The organism is Vibrio sinaloensis (assembly GCF_000808535.1).
GTDB classification, from domain to species: Bacteria; Pseudomonadota; Gammaproteobacteria; order Enterobacterales; family Vibrionaceae; genus Vibrio; species Vibrio sinaloensis_D.
Genome location: NZ_JWLV01000045.1, coordinates 216974 through 242868 on the forward strand (window position 1 = coordinate 216974; position 25895 = coordinate 242868).

The 25895-nt window shown below is 46.0% G+C and carries 19 protein-coding genes; 11 read left to right on the forward strand and 8 right to left on the reverse strand.

What is annotated here, in order from left to right:
- Positions 1-241 precede the first annotated feature (241 nt).
- Positions 242-694, forward strand: a complete 453-nt coding sequence (locus tag RJ47_RS17525; protein ID WP_038134952.1) for a dCMP deaminase family protein — start codon at positions 242-244, stop codon at positions 692-694.
- Here RJ47_RS17525 and RJ47_RS17530 read toward each other — a convergent pair.
- Positions 677-3313: a hybrid sensor histidine kinase/response regulator gene (locus tag RJ47_RS17530; protein WP_039485738.1), complete on the reverse strand. Its 2637-nt coding sequence runs from the start codon at positions 3311-3313 to the stop codon at positions 677-679. The two genes, RJ47_RS17525 and RJ47_RS17530, sit on opposite strands and share 18 nt — an antisense overlap.
- A gap of 699 nt (positions 3314-4012) precedes the next feature.
- On the opposite strand from RJ47_RS17530, the gene RJ47_RS17535 reads away from it, so the two are divergent.
- The 5 genes from RJ47_RS17535 (at position 4013) to RJ47_RS17555 (ending at position 8213) form a co-directional block, all read left to right on the forward strand.
- Positions 4013-5449 carry a glyceraldehyde-3-phosphate dehydrogenase gene (locus RJ47_RS17535; protein WP_005469781.1) on the forward strand — a complete coding sequence of 479 codons (1437 nt, stop codon included), beginning with the start codon at positions 4013-4015 and terminating at the stop codon, positions 5447-5449.
- 183 nt (positions 5450-5632) lie between these two features.
- Positions 5633-5845, forward strand: a complete 213-nt coding sequence (locus RJ47_RS17540; protein ID WP_039477052.1) for a hypothetical protein — start codon at positions 5633-5635, stop codon at positions 5843-5845.
- Positions 5826-7043, forward strand: a complete 1218-nt coding sequence (locus RJ47_RS17545; protein WP_052237982.1) for an alpha/beta fold hydrolase — start codon at positions 5826-5828, stop codon at positions 7041-7043. Before RJ47_RS17540 ends, RJ47_RS17545 begins: the two co-directional genes overlap by 20 nt.
- Positions 7044-7229: 186 nt before the next feature.
- On the forward strand, positions 7230-7715 hold the full coding sequence (locus RJ47_RS17550) for an acyl-CoA thioesterase (RefSeq protein WP_005469896.1): 486 nt from the start codon (positions 7230-7232) through the stop codon (positions 7713-7715).
- 252 nt (positions 7716-7967) lie between these two features.
- The gene (locus RJ47_RS17555; protein ID WP_005469500.1) at positions 7968-8213 is read left to right on the forward strand and encodes a hypothetical protein; all 246 of its coding nucleotides are present in this window, start codon (positions 7968-7970) and stop codon (positions 8211-8213) included.
- 330 nt (positions 8214-8543) lie between these two features.
- Here the strand turns inward: RJ47_RS17555 and malG are convergent, their stop codons facing one another.
- The 3 genes from malG to malE form a co-directional block, all read right to left on the reverse strand.
- A complete protein-coding gene (gene malG, locus RJ47_RS17560) occupies positions 8544-9434 on the reverse strand; it encodes a maltose ABC transporter permease MalG (RefSeq protein ID WP_005469620.1) in 891 nt (296 codons plus the stop codon).
- Positions 9435-9446: 12 nt separating this feature from the next.
- Positions 9447-11018, reverse strand: a complete 1572-nt coding sequence (gene malF / locus RJ47_RS17565; RefSeq protein WP_005469628.1) for a maltose ABC transporter permease MalF — start codon at positions 11016-11018, stop codon at positions 9447-9449.
- Between the two features lie 75 nt (positions 11019-11093).
- Positions 11094-12275 carry a maltose/maltodextrin ABC transporter substrate-binding protein MalE gene (gene malE, locus RJ47_RS17570; RefSeq protein ID WP_038134944.1) on the reverse strand — a complete coding sequence of 394 codons (1182 nt, stop codon included), beginning with the start codon at positions 12273-12275 and terminating at the stop codon, positions 11094-11096.
- Between the two features lie 669 nt (positions 12276-12944).
- Here malE and malK point away from each other — a divergent pair.
- On the forward strand, positions 12945-14066 hold the full coding sequence (malK, locus tag RJ47_RS17575) for a maltose/maltodextrin ABC transporter ATP-binding protein MalK (RefSeq protein ID WP_005469719.1): 1122 nt from the start codon (positions 12945-12947) through the stop codon (positions 14064-14066).
- A gap of 240 nt (positions 14067-14306) precedes the next feature.
- Complete coding sequence (locus tag RJ47_RS17580; protein ID WP_156143342.1) at positions 14307-15788, forward strand: sensor domain-containing diguanylate cyclase; 1482 nt, start codon at positions 14307-14309, stop codon at positions 15786-15788.
- 68 nt (positions 15789-15856) lie between these two features.
- Here RJ47_RS17580 and RJ47_RS17585 read toward each other — a convergent pair whose 3' ends face one another.
- On the reverse strand, positions 15857-16672 hold the full coding sequence (locus RJ47_RS17585; protein WP_038134938.1) for a phosphate ABC transporter substrate-binding protein: 816 nt from the start codon (positions 16670-16672) through the stop codon (positions 15857-15859).
- 198 nt (positions 16673-16870) lie between these two features.
- Here RJ47_RS17585 and RJ47_RS17590 point away from each other — a divergent pair, with 198 nt between their 5' ends.
- Complete coding sequence (locus RJ47_RS17590) at positions 16871-17224, forward strand: DUF3024 domain-containing protein (protein WP_005469533.1); 354 nt, start codon at positions 16871-16873, stop codon at positions 17222-17224.
- Between the two features lie 42 nt (positions 17225-17266).
- On the opposite strand, the gene rnb is transcribed toward RJ47_RS17590, so the two are convergent.
- Positions 17267-19270, reverse strand: coding sequence for an exoribonuclease II (rnb, locus tag RJ47_RS17595; protein WP_039485742.1), 2004 nt, complete (start codon positions 19268-19270; stop codon positions 17267-17269).
- A 428-nt stretch (positions 19271-19698) separates the two neighbouring features.
- On the opposite strand from rnb, the gene RJ47_RS17600 reads away from it, so the two are divergent.
- Positions 19699-21630, forward strand: a complete 1932-nt coding sequence (locus RJ47_RS17600; protein ID WP_039485744.1) for a DEAD/DEAH box helicase — start codon at positions 19699-19701, stop codon at positions 21628-21630.
- A 95-nt stretch (positions 21631-21725) separates the two neighbouring features.
- On the opposite strand, the gene RJ47_RS17605 is transcribed toward RJ47_RS17600, so the two are convergent.
- Positions 21726-22709, reverse strand: a complete 984-nt coding sequence (locus RJ47_RS17605) for a chemotaxis protein (RefSeq protein WP_005469807.1) — start codon at positions 22707-22709, stop codon at positions 21726-21728.
- Positions 22710-22830: 121 nt separating this feature from the next.
- Complete coding sequence (locus tag RJ47_RS17610; RefSeq protein WP_039485746.1) at positions 22831-23799, reverse strand: ABC transporter substrate-binding protein; 969 nt, start codon at positions 23797-23799, stop codon at positions 22831-22833.
- A 126-nt stretch (positions 23800-23925) separates the two neighbouring features.
- Between RJ47_RS17610 and RJ47_RS17615 the strand changes: the two genes are divergently transcribed.
- Complete coding sequence (locus RJ47_RS17615) at positions 23926-25866, forward strand: ATP-binding protein (protein ID WP_052237989.1); 1941 nt, start codon at positions 23926-23928, stop codon at positions 25864-25866.
- Positions 25867-25895 lie beyond the last annotated feature (29 nt).

Consider the following 25895-nt stretch of genomic DNA (forward strand, 5'->3'; position numbering starts at 1 on the left):
TGTAAGAGATCTCGCACAAGAAAGCGGGCAATACGTCATATTCTGAAGTTTGAGCACACTTAGCTATGTGTGATCCAGATCGTCTAATATCGTTGCAAACGCCCGCCGTCGAGAGAATCAATACGCATTTTCTGGACTAAAGCGGAATAAATTAGGATATTATTAGCCGATCTCTATCACATTAATCTTTTTCTTATTCAACCTCGATTGGATAAGAGGTCATCTCCAGAGGACAAACTTAATGATATCGAAATGGGCACAACGCTTTTACCAAATGGCGGAACTTGTTGGCTCTTGGAGTAAAGATCCCTCAACACAAGTTGGCGCGGTCATTACTAAACAAAATCGTATTGTTTCCGTTGGCTTTAATGGCTATCCACATGGCATTTCAGACAGTGCAATGACAGACGATAGAGAGATGAAATACCTCAAGACTCTCCATGCAGAAGAGAACGCCATTCTATTTGCAAAGCGCGATTTGGACGGCTGCGAGATTTGGGTTACCCATTTTCCTTGTCCAAACTGTGCGGCTAAGATTATTCAAACAGGCATCTCTGCGGTCCACTGCCCCGAGCAAACCCCAGATTTCCTCTCTCGATGGGGCGACAAAATCAAGGTTAGCCAAGAGATGTTTTTGCAAGCTGGGGTTAAAGTAAACTGGTTACCTTTAAGTGATCTAGAAGGTGACGCTTAGTTTCTCAAAGATGTCAAAAAGCTGCTTTGATTTATAGGGCTTAGGGAGATAAGCGTCCATACCCGCATCAAAGCAGCTCTGAATCTCCTCAGGCAATACGCTGGCGGTGAGTGCGATAATTGGCACCGGCGCTTTTTGATTTTCCCGTTCCCAATTACGAATTTCTTTCGTGGCCGTTAATCCATCCATAATCGGCATCATGCAGTCCATTAACACCGCGCAATACTCTTGGCCACTTTTGACGAGATTTAATGCCTCTAAACCGTTACTGGCTATTGCAAACTCAATCCCTACCTTACTAAGAAAAAAACTGGCTATTTTCTGGTTCATTAAGTTGTCTTCAACAATCAGTACCCGCTTAACATCCCCGGTATCAGGTATGGGCGGCGGGACCTGCCGAGCGATGCGAAATCGAGAGTCGTTTTGACATTGACTCAGTACATTTTCAAACCGTTTACCTAAAATCGGTAGTGTCACTTGCGCGACAAGCAGCCCTTCGAGATCGGGCTCAATGTACAAATGATGCTGAAGGCCGATAATATCCGCAGACGTAAACTGCGCTCTTAACTTAGCTAAGTCTTGTCGGGACTTTGAATGACGCGCTAAACAATACACCACAAGGTCAAAATCATCAGATAGATCCGTCACTTGCTGACAATTTTCACTCTGCGTAACACTGCTACACAAGCGCACACATTCTTTATATGCAAGCTGCTGGTGAGTGGCTTGGTTAGAAATAAACAGGACTTTAAGATCGTAACAAACCGGAACCGGCGATCGCTGTGGTTTCACTAACGGCAGAATAACGGTAAATCGACTGCCCTCGCCAACGTGAGATTCAACCACCAGCTCACCACGCATCAATTCAACCAATTGACGACAAATGGCCAGCCCAAGACCCGTGCCACCAAAACGACGAGTAATGGTGCCATCTTCTTGCGTGAACGGTTTGAAGATGTCGTTAAGTTTATCTGCGGCAATGCCGACACCGGTATCCAATACCTCGATGTTTAAGCGGTGCTGCGTATCAACCGAGTGTCGAACCAAAACAGAACCATTCGCACTGAATTTGATCGCATTGCTCAACAAATTCATCAGAATCTGTTTGACGCGAAATTCATCCATTTCCGCATACACAGGCACATCATCAGCAAACTCAACTTCTAACGTGACTTCCTGCTTGAGCGCCTGAGCGTTAACCATATTCATGGTGTCAAAAATGATCTCACGTAAATTTGCAGTGTGTGGTGACAGCACCAAATTACCCGATTCAATTTTAGAAAGATCAAGAATGTCGTTGATCAACACCAACAAGGCATGAGACGACGCATCAATATCATTAAGGATCTCTTTCTGACTGCCGTTTAACTGGCTATCTGAAAGGACTTCTGTCATGCCGATAATGCCATTCAGTGGAGTTCGGATCTCATGGGACATGTTGGCCAAAAACACACTTTTTGCCTGATTGGCCGCTTCTGCGTGTTCCTTGGCTTCAACGAGTTTGGTTTGATACGCTTTTTGCCGCGCAATGGTGTCATTCAACTCATGGGCGAAACGAGTAAATTCATCATTACCATCGATACCATCGATGGGTATTTGATCAACATGTCCGCTGTCTCGCATATTGCTCATCACCGTTAAAATGCGGGTGAGTTTAGAATTGATCCGATATAAGGTACTGGCTCCCCACGCAAAGAGGAGAAAGAAAACCGTTAATCCAGCGCTTGCGATCCCCCACATGGTGTATTGATTAGTCTCTATTTCATCAATGAGCTCTTGCTGAAGTTGCCTAGAATAGGTGATGAGTTGCTTTTCAAGAAGTTGGTTTCGTTTCTCTACGATCAGAACAGCCTGCTGAACCTCTTGCTGCGAAAAGCGATTGTAGAGGAGCTGCTCTTTGACAAACGCGCCTTGCTGAAAGTCTGGGCTCGTAAAGCTTTGTAGCAGCCCTTGGAACTGTTGAGTATCCGCGCCAAGGCTGATGAATTTATCTAAATAATACTGTTGGCGCTCGCTGATGCGAAAGTACTCAGGCGCAAAGTCGGCGTAAGGCCAGCCTTCTGTTTCGACTTCCTTAACCAACCACGCCTCTCTCTCCATCCAGAAATGAAGCCAACTGAGGTCACTGAGAATGATATCAAGCTGGTGTACTCGACTATTAAAATGAGCACCTTCAGTAAATAGAATGCTGGAATAGAGGTCGTATAAGATGTCATAGATCAGGCGACCAAGTTCCACGGTTTGCTGTGGACTTGCTTGATTTAACTCTGTAATCAACTGATGCAGTTCCACCACATAGCTTGACGACACCTCCCGTTCCGCCTTATTCGACAGCATCTTGTTTTGTTTGGCAAGTAACAGATCTAAAGAGCTCTGTGCGAGTGCAATCGACGTTTGCCCATCTTGGCCACTCAACTGCTTAGACAAGGCTGCATAGCTATGATGTGAATACTCCATCAAGAGATTAATGGATGCATTTTTTTCACTGATTACCTGATAGCTTTCAAGTCGCTCTTGTATCTGATGAACCTGATTAGCACTGAGTAAAACAATCACAATGGTTGGAAGTAAGCACAGGATCAGCAGTCGACTTTTTATAGACATTCTTGTCAAAAGCATTTTGATTTCAATCCTTGAATCAAATGAGCAATCTAGAAATTCAATTGTAGAAGGTTATTCAATGGTATTCACACTATTGTGAGAATTTGCTGACGAGATAGCGCTAAGTTTTCAATGTATTGAATGAAAACAAGCAACGAAACGCTTAAAACTTAGAGTCGACGATACGATTGCGAGCATACGCAGCGTAATAAACCAATAAAACAAGCACACTCTTATTGACTAACCTGAGTAGACAAACCATACAATCGCAAATCTAGGATATGAAAAGGTGATCTCTGCCAGCCTTGACGCGAGCCACTGATGCAAGGACACAGCACCGCGAAAGTCTAACCCTCAATTTGGCCTGTTTTGTTTACATTTAGCGTTGATAAGACACTTAAGATCACAGAATTAAATAAACATAAGATTAAGCGTTACACTATTTATGTGCTACTGGTATTTTTCTTCACGAAATAACTATCAAGATTTGAAATTGTCAATAAGCATAACCACTGAGAAATCTTCTGTTAATTCACCAAAACACCCCATAAAAACAGTAATATCGCCTGCCATTAATTTTGCTAGCAGAATAAGATGTTAAGCATTACAATCCTGCCGCATAAAAATTACAAAATTCAAACACTGCAACCATCTCTACTCGCTCCCCTACAAGCAAAGTAGAGTCAGCCCCCAAAACGTGAAAGGTCCAAACGAAACATGAGTCCAGAGAAACATCTTTTAGAGTGGCAAACAAGCCAAACGATTGCGGAATCAATTTCTCCCCTACTTGGTCAGCTTTACCGTCAAAAAGGCGTAGAAGTGTTACTTTTCGGTAAAACACTCGTCAACGCAGCGACCATTGATATTATTAAATCGCACCGCCTCGCACGCCGTTACACCGGCACGCCTCTCACCCCAGAACAGACTCTTCCTCTAATCAAAGCCTTGTCAGAAATGGAGTTGTCTCCATGTCGTATTGATGTAGGGCAGCTGGCTCACCAATTCTGGCAAGGCCGCGACGACGCTCATGGTGTGAAAGACTTTTTACACACCTCTTTGATGGGTGCGATGGACGGCAAAACCGTCTCAGAACCTCGTGATGTTGTGCTATATGGCTTTGGTCGTATTGGCCGTCTTCTTACTCGCCTGTTGGTAGAGAAAAGTGGCCCAGGTTACCCACTTAGATTGCGCGCTGTTGTAGTACGTGGTGGTAAAAAAGGTGACCTAGAGAAACGTGCAAGTTTACTGCGCCGCGACTCAGTCCACGGACAGTTCAACGGTAGTATTGTTGTTGATGAAGAACGCAAAGCGATCATCGCTAATGGCAACTACATTCAGTTCATCTACGCGAACAAACCAGAAGATGTCGATTACACAACTTTTGGTATTAAAAATGCGCTTGTTGTAGACAATACGGGTGTATGGCGTGATGCTGAAGGCTTAAGCCAGCACCTAGCTTGTAACGGTGCAGAGAAAGTCCTTCTTACCGCGCCAGGTAAAGGTGACATCAAGAACGTTGTATTTGGTGTGAACGACAAGGTGATCCAAGCAGAAGATACCATCGTTTCTGCGGCGAGCTGCACCACAAACGCGATTACCCCAATCTTAAAAGCAGTCAATGACAAGTACGGCGTGCTTTCAGGCCATATCGAAACGGTACACTCGTTTACCAACGACCAAAACCTAATTGATAACTTCCACTCAGGCGAACGTCGTGGACGCAGTGCTTCACTGAACATGGTTCTTACAGAGACAGGTGCTGCTAAAGCCGTCGCAAAAGCACTCCCAGAGTTGGCAGGTAAGCTGACAGGTAACGCGATTCGCGTCCCGACGCCAAACGTGTCTATGGCAATTGCTAACCTAAACCTAGACAAAGGCACCGACAAAGAAGAGCTCAACGCTTACTTGCGTGAAATGGCATTAACGTCTGAGCTATCAGCGCAAATCGACTACACAGAGTCTACCGAGATCGTTTCAACTGACCTTGTAGGTTCACGCTTTGCAGGCGTTGTCGACGGTGCGGCGACCATCGCTCAAGACAACCGCTGCGTTCTTTACATTTGGTATGACAACGAATTTGGCTACAGCTGCCAAGTTGTTCATTGTATGGAGCAGATGATGGGCGTTCGTTACAAAACGTTCCCAACAAAATAATCTGCCTATAAATGGATATCGCCCCGCGCATTGCTCGGGGCAAAACTCCACAACACTATAACGTATAATAATCCCCCGTATTTGCCACCTTCGTTTAACGATGGTGGCTTTTTTGCGCCTTGTTCATGTTTCATTCATTTACGCCGTCTTATTCTGGTTATCGAATTAGAAGAGGTATCCAATATGAATAGAATTCTCACCAATATGTTCGCCTTGTTTATCGGCATATTTACCATTCTGTTTGGCCTAATCTTAGCCATCCCATTGACGATTGCCGCGCTTATCACGGGCAAAAAGTTAGAGAAGTCGTTAAAAGCGAACCACTTTAATTTTAGAGACGTAAAACAGGACAAAGAACGCGTGCTTGAAGGCGAGTATGAAGAAGTCACAAAGTAAACAAGAACAAACCGAATACACAACGCGAAAGATGTCTGCTTTCGCATTTTACCTTGCCGCAACAATGACCGCATTGATTGTCGGCTGCAGTGCACCAGTCGAAGACCCTGCCTATGAAAAGGCTGCTGCGTTGCCAGACTATAGCCAAGATAGCTTTGCCCAATACGTCGCCGAAACAAAGAGTTGGCTAGAGCAACATCGCCTGTTCATCACCGAAGACAAACAAGCCGAGCTAGCAAGTGTATTGCCCCACGAATATCGCCCCGCTCAACCAAACGGTCAAGGTGTGCTTTTGGTGCACGGGCTGGGTGACTCTCCGTACTCTTTTCACGATATCGCCACACACCTTGCCGAGCAAGGGTACTTGGTCCGAACAATACTCCTCCCTGGCCACGCCAGTAAAGTGGGAGATTTACAACTTCCAACCTTGCAAGACTGGCAGGGAGTCGTCAATCATCACATTGAACTGCTCAAGCAAGAAACGGCTCAACTGTGGCTAGGTGGTTACTCCACAGGGGCAAACCTGGCAACTTCTGCTGCGCTATCCGATGAATCTATCCAAGGGCTGTTGCTCTTTTCTCCGGCTCTGGAACCGGGTTCAGGGGTGGTGAAATTTGCAGAACTTGCTAGCCACTTTATTACGTGGGCAGACCAAGACCCAGAGGATAATCCGCTACGTTACAACTCTCTGCCGATGAACGCGGCGGCCATTTATTACCAGACTTCCGCCATCGTCAGAGAACAACTGGAAGCTACAAATTACTCTCGCCCCGTCTTCATGTTACTCAGTGAGGGGGACAAAGTAATCGATACCGAATACGCGGTCTCAACCTTTAGTGAAAAGATGCCAAACGCAGCAAACCATATTGTGTGGCAAGGCGAGCACGATCTCAGTGAGCCCCGTTCGACTCGGTTCAGTATGAGGCTACCCGAACAGCGCATCTCCAATGGCTCTCACATGGGGTTGCTCTTTTCACCCACAAACCCAAATTATGGCGTTGGTGGGAGCAACTTGATCTGCAGTAACGGTCAACCAGAAGAGACGTCAAACTCATGCGCGCAAGGAGAAGACATTTGGTTTTCTGCTTGGGGATACGTTGAACCCGGGAAAACCCATGCTCGACTCACCTATAACCCCTATTTCGAGCAGAGTATGGCGATAATGGACAAGGTAATGTCTGGCCAACGCCAATCTTAGCGCTTTTAAGCCCAGTAAGATGCTGGGCTTTGTTTTAGACCGCGACACTCGTTTATCTACCGATACCCTCACTAAATCTCAATAAATCCAAGCTACACTCGAATATAGGTTGCACGTAAGTAACAGCTTTGTTATTTAAGAAAGACAGCCAATAACAATAACACTGAAAGCACGAAGGATTGACAGATGAGTACCGGTCAACGAGATATTACGCTACGTTTTTTAGCCGAACCTGGTGATGTAAACTTTGGTGGCAAAGTCCATGGTGGCGCCGTCATGAAATGGATCGATTTAGCTGCCTATGCCAATGCAGCAGCGTGGAGTGGCAAATACTGCATTACTGCCTATGCAGGGGGAATACGCTTTGTTCAACCTATCCATGTTGGCAACTTGGTCGAGGTCAGCGCGAAGGTCATTTATACCGGACGAAGCTCAATGCATATTGCGATTGATGTGCAAGCCAGTGACCCTAAAGAATTGAAAAACCGCCTCACGACACACTGCATCGTGATCATGGTAGCGGTCGATGAACATGGAAAACCAACCGATGTACCAGAGTGGGTTCCACACACTGAAGAAGACATTGAGTTAAGAGACTCCGCCATTCGCCTAATGAACATGCGTAAGCAGATCGGTGAAGAGATGGAAGCGCATGTTAAGTATTTAAAATAACCATCTAAAGCAAAAGTGGGGCCAAGCGCGCCACTTTTTGCTCTTCACCTAGCTCACTATCAACGTCTCCGCTATTTTCCCCCGACCTCACACTGTCACGTAATTCATGCTTGGCTAATTCTCATTTTTTCACTTTTTTGGGTTCATAGGCTTGTTTTATGTCAGCCGTTTGTAAGGCAATGAAACTGTCATTTTTCTTTCATCTAACTTTGATTAAATCCGCTAACTATCTTTAAGTCGGAAGGAACATTCGTGAGCTTAACTGACATTACACTCAGTGAGACGACATTAGTAAACCCAAAGGCGGTTGAGTATCAATGGGTACGCACCATGTACGTTGAAGGGTATGCAGAGCAAGAGATCAATCACTACATTCGCACCTGCTTCGGAGGGGATGACACCTTTGCCGACCTGTTTAGAAAAGTGGCGTTGTCACAAGAGAGTGTCTACGTTTTGCTGCGCTATCTGGGTTGTGCCCCTTCTAGCCGAGAATTTTAGTTCATTTTCAACTATTGAGCCCAACTTACCAATGTAACAAAGTGCTTTGTTGCATATTCATTTGAACACTGCGTCGCATCCAAGCCCCAATTGCATATCTTTCCGTGTCTTAATTCTTATACTTGCAACTGTCGATTAGGCATAAAAAAACCCGGGACAAACCGGGTTTTGGTTACAAAAACTGTTAGAAGTAAACAGTAAGGAATCTCACTAACAGCCAGCTATGCGTAACGCCAGAATTGCACTCTTCTTAACTGATCGGCGGCCAAACCAAAATTGTTAAGTCGAGATACAAAATGGGCGACCTCGCGGTCGCCCTTATCGTTCTTATTAACCTTTCACACCGCCGGCGGTTAATCCTCCGACCAACCAACGCTGCGCAAGTAAGAATACGATGGTAATTGGTAGTGCAGACAATACTGCTGCTGCTGCAAAATCACCCCACAGATAGTTCTGAGGATAGAGATACTGCTGCATACCAACCGCTAATGTGTATGAGTTTACATCAGAAAGTAGTAGAGATGCTACTGGAACTTCACCAACCACCCCAATGAAAGACAGAATAAACACCACTGCAAGAATAGGCACTGAAAGTGGTAGCAGCACTAATCTAAAGGCTTGCCAAGGCGTTGCGCCATCTAGAGCAGCTGCTTCTTCTAGCGAGTTATCAATCGTTTCAAAGTAACCTTTGATTGTCCATACGTGTAGAGCAATACCACCTAGGTATGAGAAGATCAGACCGCCATGCGTGTTCAAACCAAGGAATGGAATGTACTGTCCAAGCTTATCAAATAGCGCATAGAGTGCTACCAGAGCCAGTACCGCAGGGAACATCTGGAAGATCATCATCGCCTTTAAGATCGTATCTTTGCCTTTGAAACGCATGCGAGCAAACGCGTAAGCAGACGTAGTTGACAGTGCCACAATCAGGATAGATGTAATCCCCGCCACTTTCACTGAGTTCCATAGCCATAACAGAACTGGGAATGGCGGTGGTGTTACAGAACCATCTGCATTGGTTACAGAGAAGCCAAGCGCCAATTTCCAGTGTTCCAGCGATGGATTGTCTGGAATTAGGCTACCCGTCGCGAAGTTACCTTCACGGAATGAGATAGCCACAATCATTAACAGTGGGAAAATAATCGCTGACAGGAATATCCAAAGCGCAGCGTGTGTTGCCCATACACGGTATTTAAGAGATTTACCTTGTACCATTGCCATTGTCGGTACTCCTTAATCCTGAGACAGCTTAGTGAAACGTAGGTTGAGTAGTGCGAGACCACCGACCAATAGGAAGATAAGTGTCGCGATAGCACTTGCTAGCCCGAAGTCTTGACCGCCGCCACCTTCAAATGCGATGCGGTAGGTGTAGCTAACGAGTAGGTCTGTGTAGCCCGCAGGCTCTGAAGTGCCGATCATGTTCGGACCACCTTGAGTCAATAACTGGATTAACACGAAGTTGTTGAAGTTAAATGCAAAGCTGGCAATCAGTAGCGGCGTAAGCGGCTTGATCATCAGTGGCATGGTAATACGACGGAAGTTATCAACAAAGTTAGCACCGTCAATGGCTGACGCCTCATACAGATCATCAGGAATCGCTTTCAGCAGACCCATACACAGAATCATCATATAAGGGAAACCAAGCCAAGTGTTCACAAAGACAATCATCACTTTCGCCATCAATGGGTCAGAGAACCAAGACGGGCTTAAACCAAACAGCGCTTCTAACACCATGTTGATCTCACCAAAGCTTTGGTTAAAGAGACCTTTAAAAATCAGAATCGAGATGAAAGCAGGGACCGCGTATGGAAGGATAAGTAGTACGCGATAAATCGCGCGGCCTTTGATTTCTTCCCACTGAACAACGCTCGCTAGGACCAAACCAATGATAACGGTAAGACCAACCGTCAGCGCAGAGAACACAACCGTCCAGATAAAGATGCTGACAAATGGTTCTTTAATGCCATCATCTTTCCAGACACGCTCAAAGTTTTTCGCGCCGATACCAACGACAAAACCTGGAGATACCGTTGAGCCTGTGAACTGGCCGTTTTCATCAACAGGTTGATAGAAACCCACTTCCATATTTGGACGCAGTGTTTCACCCGTACGATTACTGTATAGCGATTCGCCATCATCTTGCAGCGTATACAAAGGAACAACCGCCGCAAACTTACGTAGACCGCTCATACGAATGTCTTCACCTGATGGCAGGTGCAAATCGACTTCGCCTAAGCTGGTTTTGTTCTTGATGATGGTTTTGATCTTTTCTTTTTCACCACTCACAGACTCGACTGGAGCCAAATCCATATCGGCACTTGGTGCTGCAATATTAAATTCGTCAGTCGCTAACAGTTGATCACCTTTTTTTACAGCGATTCGGTGACCGTTGTCTGTCTTGTAGAGGGTGAAAGGATAGCTGTCACCACTTTGGAACGTTCGATCAAGCAATACGGATTGGGCTCGGTCGAAGGAAAGCTGGTTTTTGGCACTGTAGTTGGTGAAGGCGAGGTTTACCGTGTACGCAAGAGGAAACAGGATAAACAGGATCATTCCTGCAATACCTGGATAGATGTAACGGTGCGCGTAAGTCTTTTTACTACCAAAGATATACAACGCCAGTGCGGTTAGAATGAGAGTAAGCAGCGCGAAGGCTGTCTCACCACGAGAATACATTAAGACAGTGGCGTAGCCATTAACGATACCGACAGAAGCCAGAATTGCCCATTTAATAAAGACGTTTTTACTTGATGGCAAGCTCGTTGTTGTAGATGTCATCGCATCTGTACCTTGAACTGACTGCATAAGAGAACCTGCTAGCGATAATAAAACTGAGAAAGGAGGAGAGGTTACCCTCTCCTCAAAAGGGTATTACTGAAATTATTTAGTCATTTGCTTTTCTGCATCTGCAAGGGCTGCATCTACAGTTTGACGACCGTCAACAACGTTAACGATAGCGTTCTTCGCTGCGCCCCAGAACGCACTCATTTGAGGGATGTTTGGCATGATTTCGCCGTTCATCGCGTTATCCATAGTAGCGGCAATGCGCTTGTCTGCATCTAGCTCACGTTGGAAAGAGTTAAGCGCTACCGCACCTAGTGGTTTGTCGTCGTTCACTTTACGCAGACCGTCGTTAGTCAGTAGGTAGTTCTCGATAAACTCAACCGCTAGGTCTTTGTTTGGAGAAGCAGTGCTGATACCCGCAGTCAATACGCCAACAAACGGTTTAGAAGAGTGACCGTTGAACTTAGGCAGTGTCGTTACACCGTAGTTGATACCAGATTTCTCGATGTTGCCCCACGCCCAAGGACCGTTAATGGTCATCGCTGTTGTGCCTTGGTTGAATGCTGACTCAGAAACAGAGTAGTCCATATCAGAAGAGATCACGCCTTTCTCAACCAAGCCTTTAACGAAGTTCATTGCGTCTTTCACGCCATCTTTCGCGATGCCCGCATCTTTAACATTGTAACCCTCTGCGCCATATTTAAACGCGTAACCGCCATCTGCAGCCATTAGTGGCCATGTGAAGTACGGTTCTTTTAGGTTCCACATGATCGCAGACTTGCCTTCTTTCTTAAGTTTCGCGTCTAACGCTTCCACTTCTTCCCAGCTCTTAGGTGGGTTTGGCACTAGGTCTTTGTTGTAAATTAGAGACAATGACTCTACCGCTACAGGGTAGCCGATCAGCTTGCCATCATATTTCACAGCATCCCATGCAAAATCAACGATGCCTTCTTTGATCTCTTTTGATGGTTTGATTTCAGCAAGAAGACCAGATTCTGCGTAACCACCAAAACGGTCGTGCGCCCAGAACACAATATCAGGACCGTCGCCTGTTGCTGCAGTTTGAGGGAACTTGTCTTGTAGACCATCTGGGTGAGCAACGGTCACTTTAATGCCAGTGTCTTCTTCGAACTGTTTACCTACTTCAGCAAGTCCGTTGTAACCTTTATCGCCATTAATCCAAATGGTTAATTGACCTTCTTCGATAGCAGCGTTTGCACCAAATGAGCCAAGAGCAACTAATGTTCCTAGTGCCACTGTGCTTAGGGCGTTTTTCATGTTCATATCCTTTTTAATTTTTGTGTTGTAGGGGTCAACCGAGAGGCTTCACCGTATTTCGACATATATTTTCAGCCAAACTGACTAACAGCTCATCCTCCTACTCCCTACGCCCTCAGTATTATGGACTATTTTCGTGATCCCCATCGTTTGAGGTTGGAGAGCAAAATCACAAAAACGACTCTTTATGTGACCGATTTCAATGTTACGACGAGAAATTATTTGAACTTGATCTAACTGCGCCTTTCTCCCCCTCCTACCCCTCCTCCTTATCTACTACCCCCATAAAAATTTCAGTCGGGAGGATGTACCCAGTGCTGAATCGACGCAGACTACAGACATCCAAGAGTGGATAGTAAGAACCCTTAACAGTCAGTTCTTTTACAAGAGCGCGCTGATTTGCAACGCCGCAGGGGTTTGCTGTGATAACGTAAGCATTCGTAGGGTTGTAATCGCAAGATTTCACAAAAACGGGGGAGATGCTTATGCTATACGGGGGAAGCAAACTCTACATTGGCTTTGGTGGGTGATGAGAGAAATCCATCACCCAAATTTTCTTACTAACTGAAAGAATCCATTCCTTACCAAATTCCTACTGTTATTGCTCGCACGATAATTCATATAATGATGAGCAGTACAAAATAAAAATATTGATCGAGGGCGAGCTAGATGGCGAGTGTCACGTTAAAAAATGTATGTAAAGCTTACGGTGACGTACTAATTTCAAAGAATGTTGATTTGGAGATCAAAGAAGGCGAGTTTGTTGTCTTCGTTGGCCCATCGGGTTGTGGTAAATCAACACTACTGCGCTGCATTGCTGGTCTAGAAGACATCACTTCGGGTGATCTTTACATTGGCGACCAACACATGAACGATGTTGAGCCGTCAAAACGCGGCGTGGGCATGGTATTCCAATCATACGCACTGTATCCACACTTAAACCTTTACGACAACATGTCGTTTGGCCTAAAGCTTGCGAAGGCAGACAAAACAGAGATCGACAAACGTGTCGAGCATGCCGCTGAAATCCTGCAATTAAGCCACCTACTAGAGCGTCAACCTAAAGCCCTTTCTGGTGGTCAACGTCAACGCGTTGCGATCGGCCGTACCTTGGTGTCACAGCCTAATGTTTTCCTACTGGATGAGCCTCTCTCTAACCTAGACGCCGCGCTACGTGTTCAAATGCGCTCTGAAATCACCAAACTGCAGCGTAAACTGGGCTGCACCATGATTTACGTAACACACGACCAAGTGGAAGCGATGACCATGGCTGACAAGATCGTGGTTCTCGACGCGGGTTTTGTTTCTCAGGTGGGTAAACCTCTTGAACTGTACCACTACCCGCAAAACCGTTTTGTTGCTGGCTTTATTGGCTCTCCGAAAATGAACTTCATGAGCGTGTTCATTGAGGCGGTAGAAAAAGATCGCGTAATGGTTCAACTGGCCAACGGTACGACCTTCTGGATTCCAGTTGATGGCACAACAGTGACCGCTGGTGAGCGTATGTCTCTTGGTGTTCGTCCAGAGCACTTGCTGCCTGCCAATCAAGGTGACGCAACCATTGAAGGTGAAGTAAATATCGTTGAAAAACTGGGTAATGAAACTCAGGCGTACCTTCACATTGATGCCGCTGATGCAGATATGATCTATCGTCAACCAGACACACTGGATGTCGAGCCTGGCGACAAACTATCGGTAGGTATTCCTGCACACCGCTGCCACTTATTCCATAGTGATGGCAAAGCATGCCGACGCCTACACCAAGAAGCTGGCGTGGATTTACCTGCTTAATCTAGACGTGTGAAATAACAACCCGAGCCTGACTGCTCGGGTTTTTTTATACTCATTTAACACACGCTGTCATCTAAAACTCTATTCAAGTCACATCACGAGAAAAATAAGCAACAAGGCTCTTATGAAGATTCTACACTTACAATGATTTTATCTGCATGAGAACTTACTTTGATCAAACAAGGCAACTACGTTAACAGGCCCTTACCTTGGGTTATCTGCGCGTCAGTTTTTCTGAACGTGCTATTTATCGTATACCTTGTGGTTCAAACCAACGCGATTAATCGCCTAGAATCGGTCGCTCTGGAACAATCACCGATTAGTGTTGAAATGACACAAAAGCTGACCGATATAGAGCGAGCCATCGGTTATGTGGGCTTCATCCACCATTTTAAAAACTATGTTATTCGACGAGATGAACGGTATTACCAACTGGCTCTGGCAAGCTACGCCGATGCTGTTAAAAAGGTCATCGAATTCGAAGCCCTCACCACCAACAACGAATTGATTGTCGAACTAGAAATACTAAAACGTACCCTAGATGAATATCGACAAAACCTATTGGTCGCAAAATCACAACCCGCAGAAATGAGCGTCGAAGCCTTAGACCAAATCGTCAAAGTAGATGACGACCCAGCGAGCGAAGCTCTGCGGACGTTACAATCCTCACTACTGCCTAAGTTTGAGTACATCCATGATCAAACAACACTTGAACTGAAAAACCTCAGTCACCTCACTCTGCTGTTTAACTTGATCGTTGCACCTATCATCATTGTTGTTGGCTACTTTGTACTCAGCGTGATGCGAAAAGTCCATAAATTGGGCTGCCAACTCACATCAATTCTCGACATGTCGCCCGATGGCATCCTCTACATCTCTGAGCAGGGCTCTATTCTCCAAGCCAATAAAAAAGCATGTGCGTTGCTAGAGTACAGTGAAACCGAGCTAAAAAACCTCCCCTTGGAACAACTCGTTACCTCGGAGTATCAGGCCTTTTGTTCCCATTACCGAGAACATGTATTTAACAGTGACAAGCCCTATGCCGAATACAAACCACGTCGAGTTAAAGCACTCACTCAATCCCAGCGAGAAATTGAGCTGGAGATCGCTATAGCCTCTCAGCGTGTTGGTGATGAAAATCGCAGCGTTTGCATTATTCGCGATATGACTTATCACAATGAACTTAAACTTAAAGCGGAAAAAGATAGCCTAACCCAATTGCTAAATCGGTGGATGCTCGATGAGTTGTTACAAAAAGAAATCGACCGATGCACCAGAAGCAACCAGTCGCTCTCATTGCTCTTGGTCGACATTGATAACTTTAAGACAATCAATGACAAACTAGGACATGATATGGGTGACGCCATTTTGAGGGAAACCGCGAACTTCCTTCAACAACGCACCCGTTCATACGACCATATTGGTCGCTGGGGAGGTGATGAGTTTATTTTGGTATGCCCCAATCTAAGTGTGAAAGACGCAGAAACATACGCACATCGACTATTAAGGCAATATCGTAAACTCAAAGAAATATCCCCTCACAATATCTCCCTGAGTATTGGTATCGCGACCATGTCGTCAGAGGCATTCAATCAACAAACGCTCTTTAAAAGGGCTGATGTTGCGCTGTACCACGCCAAAAATGCGGGCAAAAATCGCTGTGCGCATAGCGACAAACTGCCCGTTCGCAATGCGCAAAAAACTCGATATAGCCGAGCGTAAATAATGCTTAACATAACTTTCGCGAAGGCCAAAAGAAAAGAGAGCAGCGATGCTCTCTTTCAATACTGTTATTTGATTGGCGTATAGCCATATTCTCCGATCAGTGCTTTTGCTTCGCTGCCAGTGAGGTAGCGAATAAAGGCCAATGAATCCTTATCCACTTTTTCGGTTTTATACAGCACAAGGAAAGGACGAGACAGTTCATAGCGGCCCGTTGCGATGTTTTTCTGGTTAGCTTCAACCCCCTCAAATTGAATCGCCTTGATTGAGCGATCAACCGAGCCAGTCGAGATAAAACCTATCGCTTGCTTGTTATGATTAACTATGGTTTTCACCATGCTGTTGCTGTTGACCACCAAGTTGTCTGGATTAATATCCGACACTAAACGCCCGTTGATGACTTTCGTTAGACCTAAAAGACTTTCAAAACTGTAACGTGAGCCTGACGATGCCTCGCGGGTGACAACGGCGATTTTTTGATCGTGACCACCGACTTGCTTCCAGTTGGTAATTTTTCCCTTGTAGATATCGTACAACTGCTCGCGAGTCACATTTTGAATTGGGTTTGATTGGTTGACCACAACGGCCAACCCATCAAAAGCTATTGGTGTCACCGTCAGTGATTCATCTTGCTCGCTCTCTGTTAAGTAACGAGAGCTCATCCCGATGTCTGCGACGCCTTTCTTAATTAACGTGATACCAGCCGTTGAGCCAACACCTTGAACGGCAATGTAGCTGTCAGAATGAACCTGATTAAACTTTTCGGCTAGAACGTCCATTACACGAGCAACAGACGTAGACCCAGATACGTTGACTTCTTTAGCCGTCACAGAGGGGACTACAAGCGAGAAAGACACCAGTGCAGCAAGCACAACACGAACCATAATTTTCTCCCATTAAAACTTGGTAAGCTTCCAAACAGGCTGTCATCTTATTGCGGTTACATGACATTTTTGTGAAAAGCTATGCAGACAGCAAAATTCCGGTTACATAGTATAGGGAGTGCATCTGAACACTAACGAACTTGGTGGTACTTTAACGGTAAACGTCAATCAGGTGCTAAACCAACTAAGGGAGCCACAATGAGCGTAGTGAGTTTGCTACAAAGGCAAGTGGAGAGTCGAGCGCAGCTCATTTGCCAACAACGCAACCAAAGCTTGCCAGCAGAACTTGGTAAGGCGAGCTATGAAACGATCGAAAACGGCGTCGTGTTCATCAAACAACATTTTCTACTCGACTCAAGCCACTGTGATTACATGTTGCCTGTCGCAAAGGTCGCATGGTCGGAAGGAAAAAGCAGCTGGGAGCTTTACTTACCGGACCAATCAACCTTAGAAAGCTGGTTACCCTATCCGTTTCTTGCTCAAAGTAGTGATCTGACAGCAATCATGCGAGAAATCGATAAAGATCCAAAATCGATGTTTTGGGAAGATTAAAAAAGGGTGCGACCTGCGCACCCTTTTAGCCTTTCGAATCGGTTATTCAGCGTCTGAAGTGACTTCCTCAACCGTTTTAACCTCTTCAAATATCTGAGTCGGTTTAGCAACAATGCTGCGGCTTTCTTGGTTTACGTCAGAAAGAACCACTTCCAGAACATCACCCAAACGGTAAACCACTTCTTTATCGATGGCGATCGTACCCTCGTCAGCATTGCATTCTAAACGTTCTTTATTCGCCAGAATCAGAGAACCAGGAATAAAGGCGGCAGCGCCATTTTCCACCAAACGAACGCGCATTCCTGCTCGGTTGATGTCAAAAATCTCACCATGGAACTTCGTCTCTTTTGCTGGCTCATCGGCAAGCGTACGCGCGTACAGCCAATCACCTACATTGCGTTCAGCAATCTTGTGATGCTTGCGGTGAAGCGCTAGCTCCTCACCGACCGTTTCATCGGCTGTTTGCACTGGCTCTTTACCCAAGATATGGGCTTTAAGCATACGGTGGTTGATCATATCGCCGTATTTACGGATAGGTGACGTCCACGTAGCATATAGCTCAAGTCCCATTGCGTAATGCGGCAACGGCTTGTTGCCAATTTCACTGTACGCTTGTGACTTACGGATACGATTATCAAGGTAAGAGGTTTCTTGCTCAGCTAACCAGCGACGTAGCGCAGCAAAACCTTCAAGAGTCGCGACAGACTCAGCGGTAAATGGCAATTCACCATCAGGGTTAACCAGTTTAACTACGTCTTCTATCTTTTCTGGTTTGAAGCCGGCGTGAGTGTTAAATACGCCAGAATCAAACGTCGCTTGAAGCGTTTTACCTGCACAGATGTTCGCGGTGATCATTGCTTCTTCTACAAGTCGATTGGCACTACGACGCATATCTGCGTGAATCGCCACAACATCGTTATCTTCACTCAACTCGAAGCGGTAGTCTGGGCGGTCTGGGAACACAACCGCGTTCTTTTCACGCCAATCCGCGCGCGCAAGTGAAAACTCATACAAGTCGCGAACCACTTGAGCAATCTCATCACTTGGTTGCCAAGCTTCAGACGCGCCATTCTCGATCCAATCAGAAACGTGGTCATACGCGAGACGAGCATGAGATTTAATGTTTGCCGCGAAGAAGGCAATGTCATCGCCAATCACACCCTCTTTGCTCACCGTCACGCGGCAACACAATGCAGGACGCTGCTGGTTTTCGATCAAAGAACATAACTCGTCAGCAAGATCACGAGGCAGCATTGGAATGTTGCGGCCAGGAAGATAGATGGTAAAGCCACGTTCACGAGCCACTTTGTCCATTTCGCTGTCTGGCGTGATGTATGCCGTTGGATCGGCAATCGCAATCGTCAGCTCAAAGTCACCTGCTTCGGTCTTTTTGGCGTAGAGCGCATCATCCATATCTTTGGTTGATTCACCATCGATGGTGACAAACGGGATATGGGTCATGTCGAGACGTTCAAGATCCTCGTCATCTATGATTTCCCAATTATCGATACCTGCTGGCTCGCTGTTTGGCAAATCGTTTTGCGCCAATGTCACCCACCAAGGCGCGATCTTGTCATCAGCATCAGTGATCTTCTCGGTAATCTCGACGAAAAAGCCGTTGTCACCTTTCAGAGGATGGCGAATAAGCTGCGCAACAACCCAGTCACCTTCTTTTAGATCGTCACTCTTAATGCCTTTGCGAGTCTTCGCTTTCAGTGACAACTTCTTTAGTTGAGGATGATCAGGAGCAACATTTAGCTTACCCTTAAACAGCTTTACACGACCAATGAAGCGGTTGAGTCCTTGTTCCAATAACTCTTCTGGCTCAGCTTGTTCACGCTCTTTTTCGGTGCGAATGATTGCCTTAACCTTATCGCCATGCATACACTTTTTCATGTACGGAGGTGGGATGAAGTAGCTTGTCTTGCTATCCACTTCTAAAAAGCCGAAGCCTTTTTCCGTTGCTTTGATGGTGCCTTCTTTTTTTGGAAGGTTTTCTTGAATCTGCTGCTTCAATTGAGCCAGTAACGGGTTATCTTGGAACATCTCTACATTTCTTACTGAAAAAATTGCCCACACTATATCACTGGCACTATAGCCAAGCCACCTTGAGCTGATAACTAATCATTCAATTGTCAGTATCGAAAACCATTTTTGGCTAAGGTTTCAGCGCCGCAGCGCACATCTTAGCCAAGATTCTCTCCGCTGAGAAAAATTTGTGATGTAATTCAATTTTTTCTGGCTTTTTTTATGCTTTTAGGGAATAATCCGCCCCCTTATATCAATGCCCCTCTTGATGTGCGACAACTTTGTGCATCCATTTATTAGCGGCATCGATGTGTTTTATGTCCCTAGTGGCTTGATGCGATTTACGACTTGTCCGCATCTGAATGGAATCAGCTCTTATCTGGATTGGTATTGGAATTGGTAGAGCTCGTGGGACCTTTTGTTGACATAAAAATAGTAGGATCCCAATGACAGATTCTGTAATTCAGTTTAGCGATCTAGCGCTTAACGACTCTATCCTTTCAGCTCTTGATGGTATGGGTTTTGTTTCACCAACTCCAATTCAGGCTGCTGCTATCCCGCACCTGTTGGCTGGTAAAGACGCGCTAGGTAAAGCTCAAACTGGTACTGGTAAAACGGCTGCTTTCTCTCTACCTCTTCTTAACAAACTAGACCTTGCTCAACGTAAGCCTCAAGCTATCGTTCTTGCACCAACTCGCGAGCTTGCAATTCAGGTTGCTGCGGAAGTTAAGAACCTAGGTAAGAACATTGCTGGCCTTAAAGTGCTAGAGATCTACGGTGGTGCATCTATCGTTGATCAAATGCGTGCTCTTAAAAACGGTGCTCACATCGTTGTAGGTACGCCAGGTCGTGTTCAAGACCTTATCAACCGTGACCGTCTACACCTAGACGAAGTACACACGTTCGTTCTCGACGAAGCTGATGAGATGCTAAACATGGGCTTTGTTGATGACGTAACTGAAATCATGGAGCACGCTCCTGAATCAGCGCAACGCGTTCTATTCTCTGCGACTATGCCTCCAATGCTTAAGAGCATTGTTGAGCGCTTCCTACGTGACCCAGAAACCATCGACGTTGCGGGTAAAAACCACACGGTAGACAAAGTAGAGCAGCAATTCTGGGTTGTTAAAGGCGTAGAAAAAGACGAAGCAATGTCTCGTCTTCTAGAAACAGAAGAGACTGACGCGTCAATCGTATTCGTACGTACTCGTCAAGATACTGAGCGTCTGGCTGACTGGCTATGTGCACGTGGCTTCAAAGCGTCTGCACTACACGGGGACATTCCTCAGTCTCTACGTGAGCGTACTGTTGATCACATCAAACAAGGTGTTATCGACATCCTAGTTGCAACTGACGTTGTCGCTCGTGGTCTTGATGTTCCACGTATCACGCACGTATTTAACTACGACATCCCATTCGATGTTGAGTCTTACATCCACCGTATTGGTCGTACTGGCCGTGCTGGACGTAAAGGTAAAGCGATCCTTCTAGTTCGTACTAACCAGCTTCGTATGCTTCGCACTATCGAGCGTGTTACTAAGTCATCAATGGAAGAGATTCAACTTCCTCACCGTGACAAAGTTGCAGAATCTCGTCTAGCGAAACTGGGCGCAGAACTAGAAACTGAAAAAGAACACAAAGCGCTAGAGAAGTTCTCTGAACTGGTTGAAAAACTGCAAGAATCTCTAGAGCTAGATGCAGCGACACTAGCAGCCATCCTGCTTAAGCGTCAGCAAGGTAAGCGCCCACTATTCTACATTGGTGAAGATCCAATGATTGAAGCGATTGAGCGTGATAAGCAACGTCGTAAAGAGCGTCGTGAAGGCGGTCGTGATGGTCGTCGTGAAGGTGGCCGCAGCTTCGACAACCAAGATTGGGATACTTACCAATTCCAAGTTGGTCGTGAGCAAGGCGTACAAGTTAAAGACATCGTTGGTGCACTAGCAAACGAACTTGGCCTAACAAAAGGCTCTATCGGTGCGATCAAACTAGCACAAGGCGAAACTTACGTTCAGCTACCAAAAGCAATGTCTTCAGATACAGCGGGTAAACTGCGTAAGCTACGTATCCGTCAGAAGCAAGTTGACGCGGTTGTGTGTGACTTCAACGATTTCCGTGAGCCTCGTCGTGGCGGTGGCCGTGATGGCGGTCGTGGTCGTCGCGATGGTGGCGGCTACCGTGGTAACCGTGACGGCAACCGTGAAGGTGGCTACCGTGGTAACCGCGAAGGCGGTCGTGATGGTGGCGGCTACCGCGGCAACCGTGAAGGTGGTCGTCGTGATGGCGAGCGTCGTTTTGACCGTAACCGTGGTGGCGACCATCGTGGTAACTACCGTGGCGAACGTGGCCATGGTCGTGACCGTCGCAGCGAAGGTTAATCAACCTCTGAACATGAAAAAAGGGTACGCATTGCGTACCCTTTTTGTTTATGTTGACTCGCCGCTTAGTCATAAAGCGGCAAGTAGCAGTAGTCTTAGTTACTCTTTCCGAAAATATACTTGTCCATCATCGCGACCATACGGCCAATCTCTGGTTTCGTGATGGTGTCATTCGCTCCCAAAGCCAGTGCTTTCGCTCTGTTATCTTCACTCATTAAAGACGAGAACATCACAATCGGCATGCTTGCGTACGCTTCGCTGTCACGTAAACGCTTCACAAGGTGCATACCATCCATTCTTGGCATTTCAACGTCCGTCACGACACCATCGATCAGCTCGCTAACAGGCAGATTTTCTTCTTTCGCCACTTCAATAAGATTCATCAACTTATCGTGCGCTTCCCCACCATCTTTACAAGCGATAATGTTGTAGCCTGCTGACGTGAGTGTGTCTTGAATCATCGAGCGAATAAACGCCGAATCGTCTACCACCATAACGGTTTTTGCGTTTCGCTTGGTCACCATACGCTGGTTTAAGTCGACACTCTTGTCCAACTTCACATCGTATTTTTCCATGCTCAGTTCAGGGTTGATGTCGGCAATGATCTTCTCAAAGTCTAAGATCATGATCAGATTGCCATCTTTACGAACCACTGCCACTACGCAATCTTGCTCGCCCGCTTCTAAGAATTGACTTGGAGACTCTACATCATTCCAAGAGATACGGTGGATGCGACTGATTGAATCAATCAAAAAGCCATTGGTCATGTTGTTAAAGTCTGTGACGATTACAAACTTACGGCTCAGATCCTTATCGGTAGGAACCCCCAACCAACCCGCCAAATCGACTAGCGGAGTAAGAATATCACGCGACGAAAACACCCCGACCATATGTGGCTGAGCATTGGGGTAATCGGTGGTTTCCGGTACTTGAATTACCTCACGGACTTTCGCAACGTTAATACCGTAATAACAGGTCTTCTTGCTGCCATCAGGCATCTGCTTGACCAGATGAAACTCGATAATTTCTAACTCGTTAGTACCACTTTCCGTGAGTATCGTACTACTTGATACACTCATATTTTCTTTTTGCCTACGCTAAACTTTCGGGGTATACACCTTTGTAACTGCTATTAAGTCATTTGTAAATTTCATTTGCAACGGTTGCCCATTGTTGTGATTGACTCAACACCGAATTACTCTAATCAATCGCTTGCCAATGACTTGGAGGCGTCAACCCCCACTTTGCCATCGCCGCCTTCGAATAGATTGCGTTTCCCTGATTTCCGATTTGAATCGGTATACTGCGAGCCGATTCGCCATTTACTATTTTATTCACCAATTGCCCTGCCGTCACGCCCTGACTTTTACCAAACAGCACTACGCCACCCGCCGCTTTGTCGCTCGCGACAGCAAAATCCCAAAAGCCAAATACTGGGATCGTAGAGTTTTGGTTCGTCCAGGCGATGATCTCGTCTGCAGGTACGTTTTCACCCGTGTTATCGACCAGAGTTTGATAGAGGCCGACAATCACCACAGAGAACCCATCATCGGGCGCACTTAAAATGGCCTCCTGCCACTCATTTTGTGTCCTTGCGCTGACAATCTCGACATCCACGCCGAGGTTAGAGTGAATCAAGGAATACTGGCGCTCGATGTACTGCCGAGCAATGTGTGAAGTCACCCCTGAGTCAAACATGATTCGTACATTCATTTGCTCAACGGGTATGAGCCGCTTTAGTTCACCAATCGTTTTAACAAACAATGGTCGCTCCAATACACCTGTAATTTGTGCTTGCCCTCGATAATTCTTTAATACCTCTCTAGGGTTAGAGTTGATGCCTAAAAATACTACCGAGATGGGTTCATCATAGAGTTTTGGCCACAAATACTTCAACGCATTGTCATCACCCAAAATCACGATATCCGGTTTGTACTCAATGTATTTGACAAAAGCGAGCTCCGCCATTTTTTCATATTCAGTTGGCGGTACTCTTTTGGTATCCATTTGAAACGAGTCAAACTCAATACCCGCTTGCAACGTTTGCTTAATGCCCTCGACATAGCTTTTATCCCAAGCGAACCCAGAATGGTAACTTTCAATCAGCAGCACCTTATTCGCAAGAACGGGAAAGGACATCAAAAAGAGTAGACATAACCATGGTCGCATAAGCGATCTCCACTGAATACTTCATTTCAGTTTAGTCAGCATACGCGTATTTACCTAACCAAAACACGCGTTGATTAAAAAGAGCTAGCTATACTGGTACTTATAGTCCTTTTGCAGCAGATCATTATGAGCCGAACCAAACAGTTTGAAGAGAGTATAGATAACCCATTTTACAGTCGAATTGGACGACGTATTATTCTCATTATGATTCTGCTCAGTGGCGCCATCACGCTGCTAACGACGCTAGTGCAACTCTCATGGGAGTATTCAGAGCAGTTTGATTCTATCGATCAACGTCAGCTTGAAGTGCGTGATATTCATGCCCCCCTTCTTGCTTCGTCACTTTGGTCATTTGACCTTGTTGGGTTACAACAGCGCCTTGATGGCTTAGTGAACTTGCCGCGAATCGCTTACTTGAAAGTCGTCGCGGATGGATACGTGTTTGAGGCGGGCACAAGCATACAAGAGAATTCAATACAGTCGCAGTACCCTTTATTCCATAAAAACCCTGACTCTTCAGTTCTTGAGCGAGTTGGGCAAGTCTACGTCGAGTCCGATGCCAACGAGGTCTACGACTACCTAATTCGCGAGTTTATCTACACACTTTTACTCAATATGTTCCGGACGCTCGTCGTCTGCGCCATCTTGCTGATCGTCTTTCATCGCAGCATCAACCAAAGAATCTTTGCCATAGCGCAGTACCTTCGCACCTACAATCCCCGTCATCCAGCAGAGCCACTTGAACTGCCCGCTTCATTTTGGGTATCAAGTCGTGGTGATGAGCTGAGTTGGCTTGGCGAAGAAACCAATAAAATCACCACCAATGTATCACTCCTCTACCAAAACATTCGCCAAGAGCAAATTAGGCTCAATGATTTTGCGATGGTCTCTTCTGATTGGTTGTGGGAAACCGACGAGACAGGGCGATTGATTTATTGCTCTGAGCAAATGCAAGTGGCACTCCAAATCAACATCGAACAAAAGCCCACCATCACAAACATAGAAGCATTAAAAACGTGTCATGAACTGCATCGCCACCTGCTCAGGCATTCTGATTTTTCTAAATGCGAACAACAAATTACCCTCAATTGCATCACCCACTACTTCATGTTTCAAGGACGAGCAAACTTTGATGGCGATAAGTTTCTGGGCTTTCGGGTGTCAACCATCAACATTACGGACCTCAAGTTAGCCCAACTCAATTTGCAAGAGTTAAATCGAAACCTTGAATATACCGTTGCCGAACGTACGGTCGATTTGAAGCAAAGCATGGAGCAATTACACCGAGCACAAGACCAACTCGTTGAAAGAGAGAAACTTGCCGCGCTCGGTGGTTTAGTCGCGGGCGTCGCACACGAAGTCAACACACCACTCGGGATTGCCGTGACCGCGACATCGGTCATTCGAGATGCCGCCAACGAACTCAATACCGCATTCAGCAACCAAACTCTCACCAGCACCCAATTTGAGCAAGTCATGACGCGCCTAACCGATGGCGGCTCAATGCTTGAAACCAATTTAGACCGAGCGGCGAAACTGATTCGTGATTTCAAACAAACCGCAGTGGATCAAGTCTCCGAAAGCCGTAGCCAGTTCCGTATTCACCATGTGCTAGACGCTCTGATCGCTAGCTTGCACCCAGAAACGCGTAAAGTTCCTGTTGAGCCGACTCTAAGTGGTGACCAGCAACTACAAATGAACAGCCTTCCCGGCGTGTTGACGCAGGTGATTTCAAACCTCATCCTCAACAGCGTCAACCATGCGTTTGAGCAGCAAGAGGCCGCTCAAATTGACATCCACTATTACCAACAGGGCGATGACATCATCTTTGAGTACAAGGATAATGGTTGCGGTGTAGACAAGTCTCTGCATCAAAAAATATTTGAGCCCTTCTACACCAGTAAGCGGGGAACCGGTGGTTCAGGGCTAGGCTTGAACTTAGTCTTCAACCTTGTGTCGCAAAAACTTAAAGGTGAACTTAGTTTCGATTCTGAATTGGGCAAAGGGGTTCAAATGATCATTACTCTACCCAAAGATTTACCTTACGAACCCGACGAAAGTGAATGAACCTCGCCTACCCAGGACACAGAGCCTGC

What these genes read in the sequence shown, in the direction of transcription:
- RJ47_RS17525 (WP_038134952.1), top strand. Translation starts at nt 242, where the DNA reads ATGATATCGAAATGGGCACAACGCTTTTACCAAATGGCGGAACTTGTT.
- RJ47_RS17530 (WP_039485738.1), bottom strand. Translation starts at nt 3,313, where the DNA reads ATGCTTTTGACAAGAATGTCTATAAAAAGTCGACTGCTGATCCTGTGC.
- RJ47_RS17535 (WP_005469781.1), top strand. Translation starts at nt 4,013, where the DNA reads ATGAGTCCAGAGAAACATCTTTTAGAGTGGCAAACAAGCCAAACGATT.
- RJ47_RS17540 (WP_039477052.1), top strand. Translation starts at nt 5,633, where the DNA reads ATGAATAGAATTCTCACCAATATGTTCGCCTTGTTTATCGGCATATTT.
- RJ47_RS17545 (WP_052237982.1), top strand. Translation starts at nt 5,826, where the DNA reads ATGAAGAAGTCACAAAGTAAACAAGAACAAACCGAATACACAACGCGA.
- RJ47_RS17550 (WP_005469896.1), top strand. Translation starts at nt 7,230, where the DNA reads ATGAGTACCGGTCAACGAGATATTACGCTACGTTTTTTAGCCGAACCT.
- malG (WP_005469620.1), bottom strand. Translation starts at nt 9,434, where the DNA reads ATGGCAATGGTACAAGGTAAATCTCTTAAATACCGTGTATGGGCAACA.
- malF (WP_005469628.1), bottom strand. Translation starts at nt 11,018, where the DNA reads ATGCAGTCAGTTCAAGGTACAGATGCGATGACATCTACAACAACGAGC.
- malE (WP_038134944.1), bottom strand. Translation starts at nt 12,275, where the DNA reads ATGAAAAACGCCCTAAGCACAGTGGCACTAGGAACATTAGTTGCTCTT.
- malK (WP_005469719.1), top strand. Translation starts at nt 12,945, where the DNA reads ATGGCGAGTGTCACGTTAAAAAATGTATGTAAAGCTTACGGTGACGTA.
- RJ47_RS17585 (WP_038134938.1), bottom strand. Translation starts at nt 16,672, where the DNA reads ATGGTTCGTGTTGTGCTTGCTGCACTGGTGTCTTTCTCGCTTGTAGTC.
- RJ47_RS17590 (WP_005469533.1), top strand. Translation starts at nt 16,871, where the DNA reads ATGAGCGTAGTGAGTTTGCTACAAAGGCAAGTGGAGAGTCGAGCGCAG.
- rnb (WP_039485742.1), bottom strand. Translation starts at nt 19,270, where the DNA reads ATGTTCCAAGATAACCCGTTACTGGCTCAATTGAAGCAGCAGATTCAA.
- RJ47_RS17600 (WP_039485744.1), top strand. Translation starts at nt 19,699, where the DNA reads ATGACAGATTCTGTAATTCAGTTTAGCGATCTAGCGCTTAACGACTCT.
- RJ47_RS17605 (WP_005469807.1), bottom strand. Translation starts at nt 22,709, where the DNA reads ATGAGTGTATCAAGTAGTACGATACTCACGGAAAGTGGTACTAACGAG.
- RJ47_RS17610 (WP_039485746.1), bottom strand. Translation starts at nt 23,799, where the DNA reads ATGCGACCATGGTTATGTCTACTCTTTTTGATGTCCTTTCCCGTTCTT.
- RJ47_RS17615 (WP_052237989.1), top strand. Translation starts at nt 23,926, where the DNA reads ATGAGCCGAACCAAACAGTTTGAAGAGAGTATAGATAACCCATTTTAC.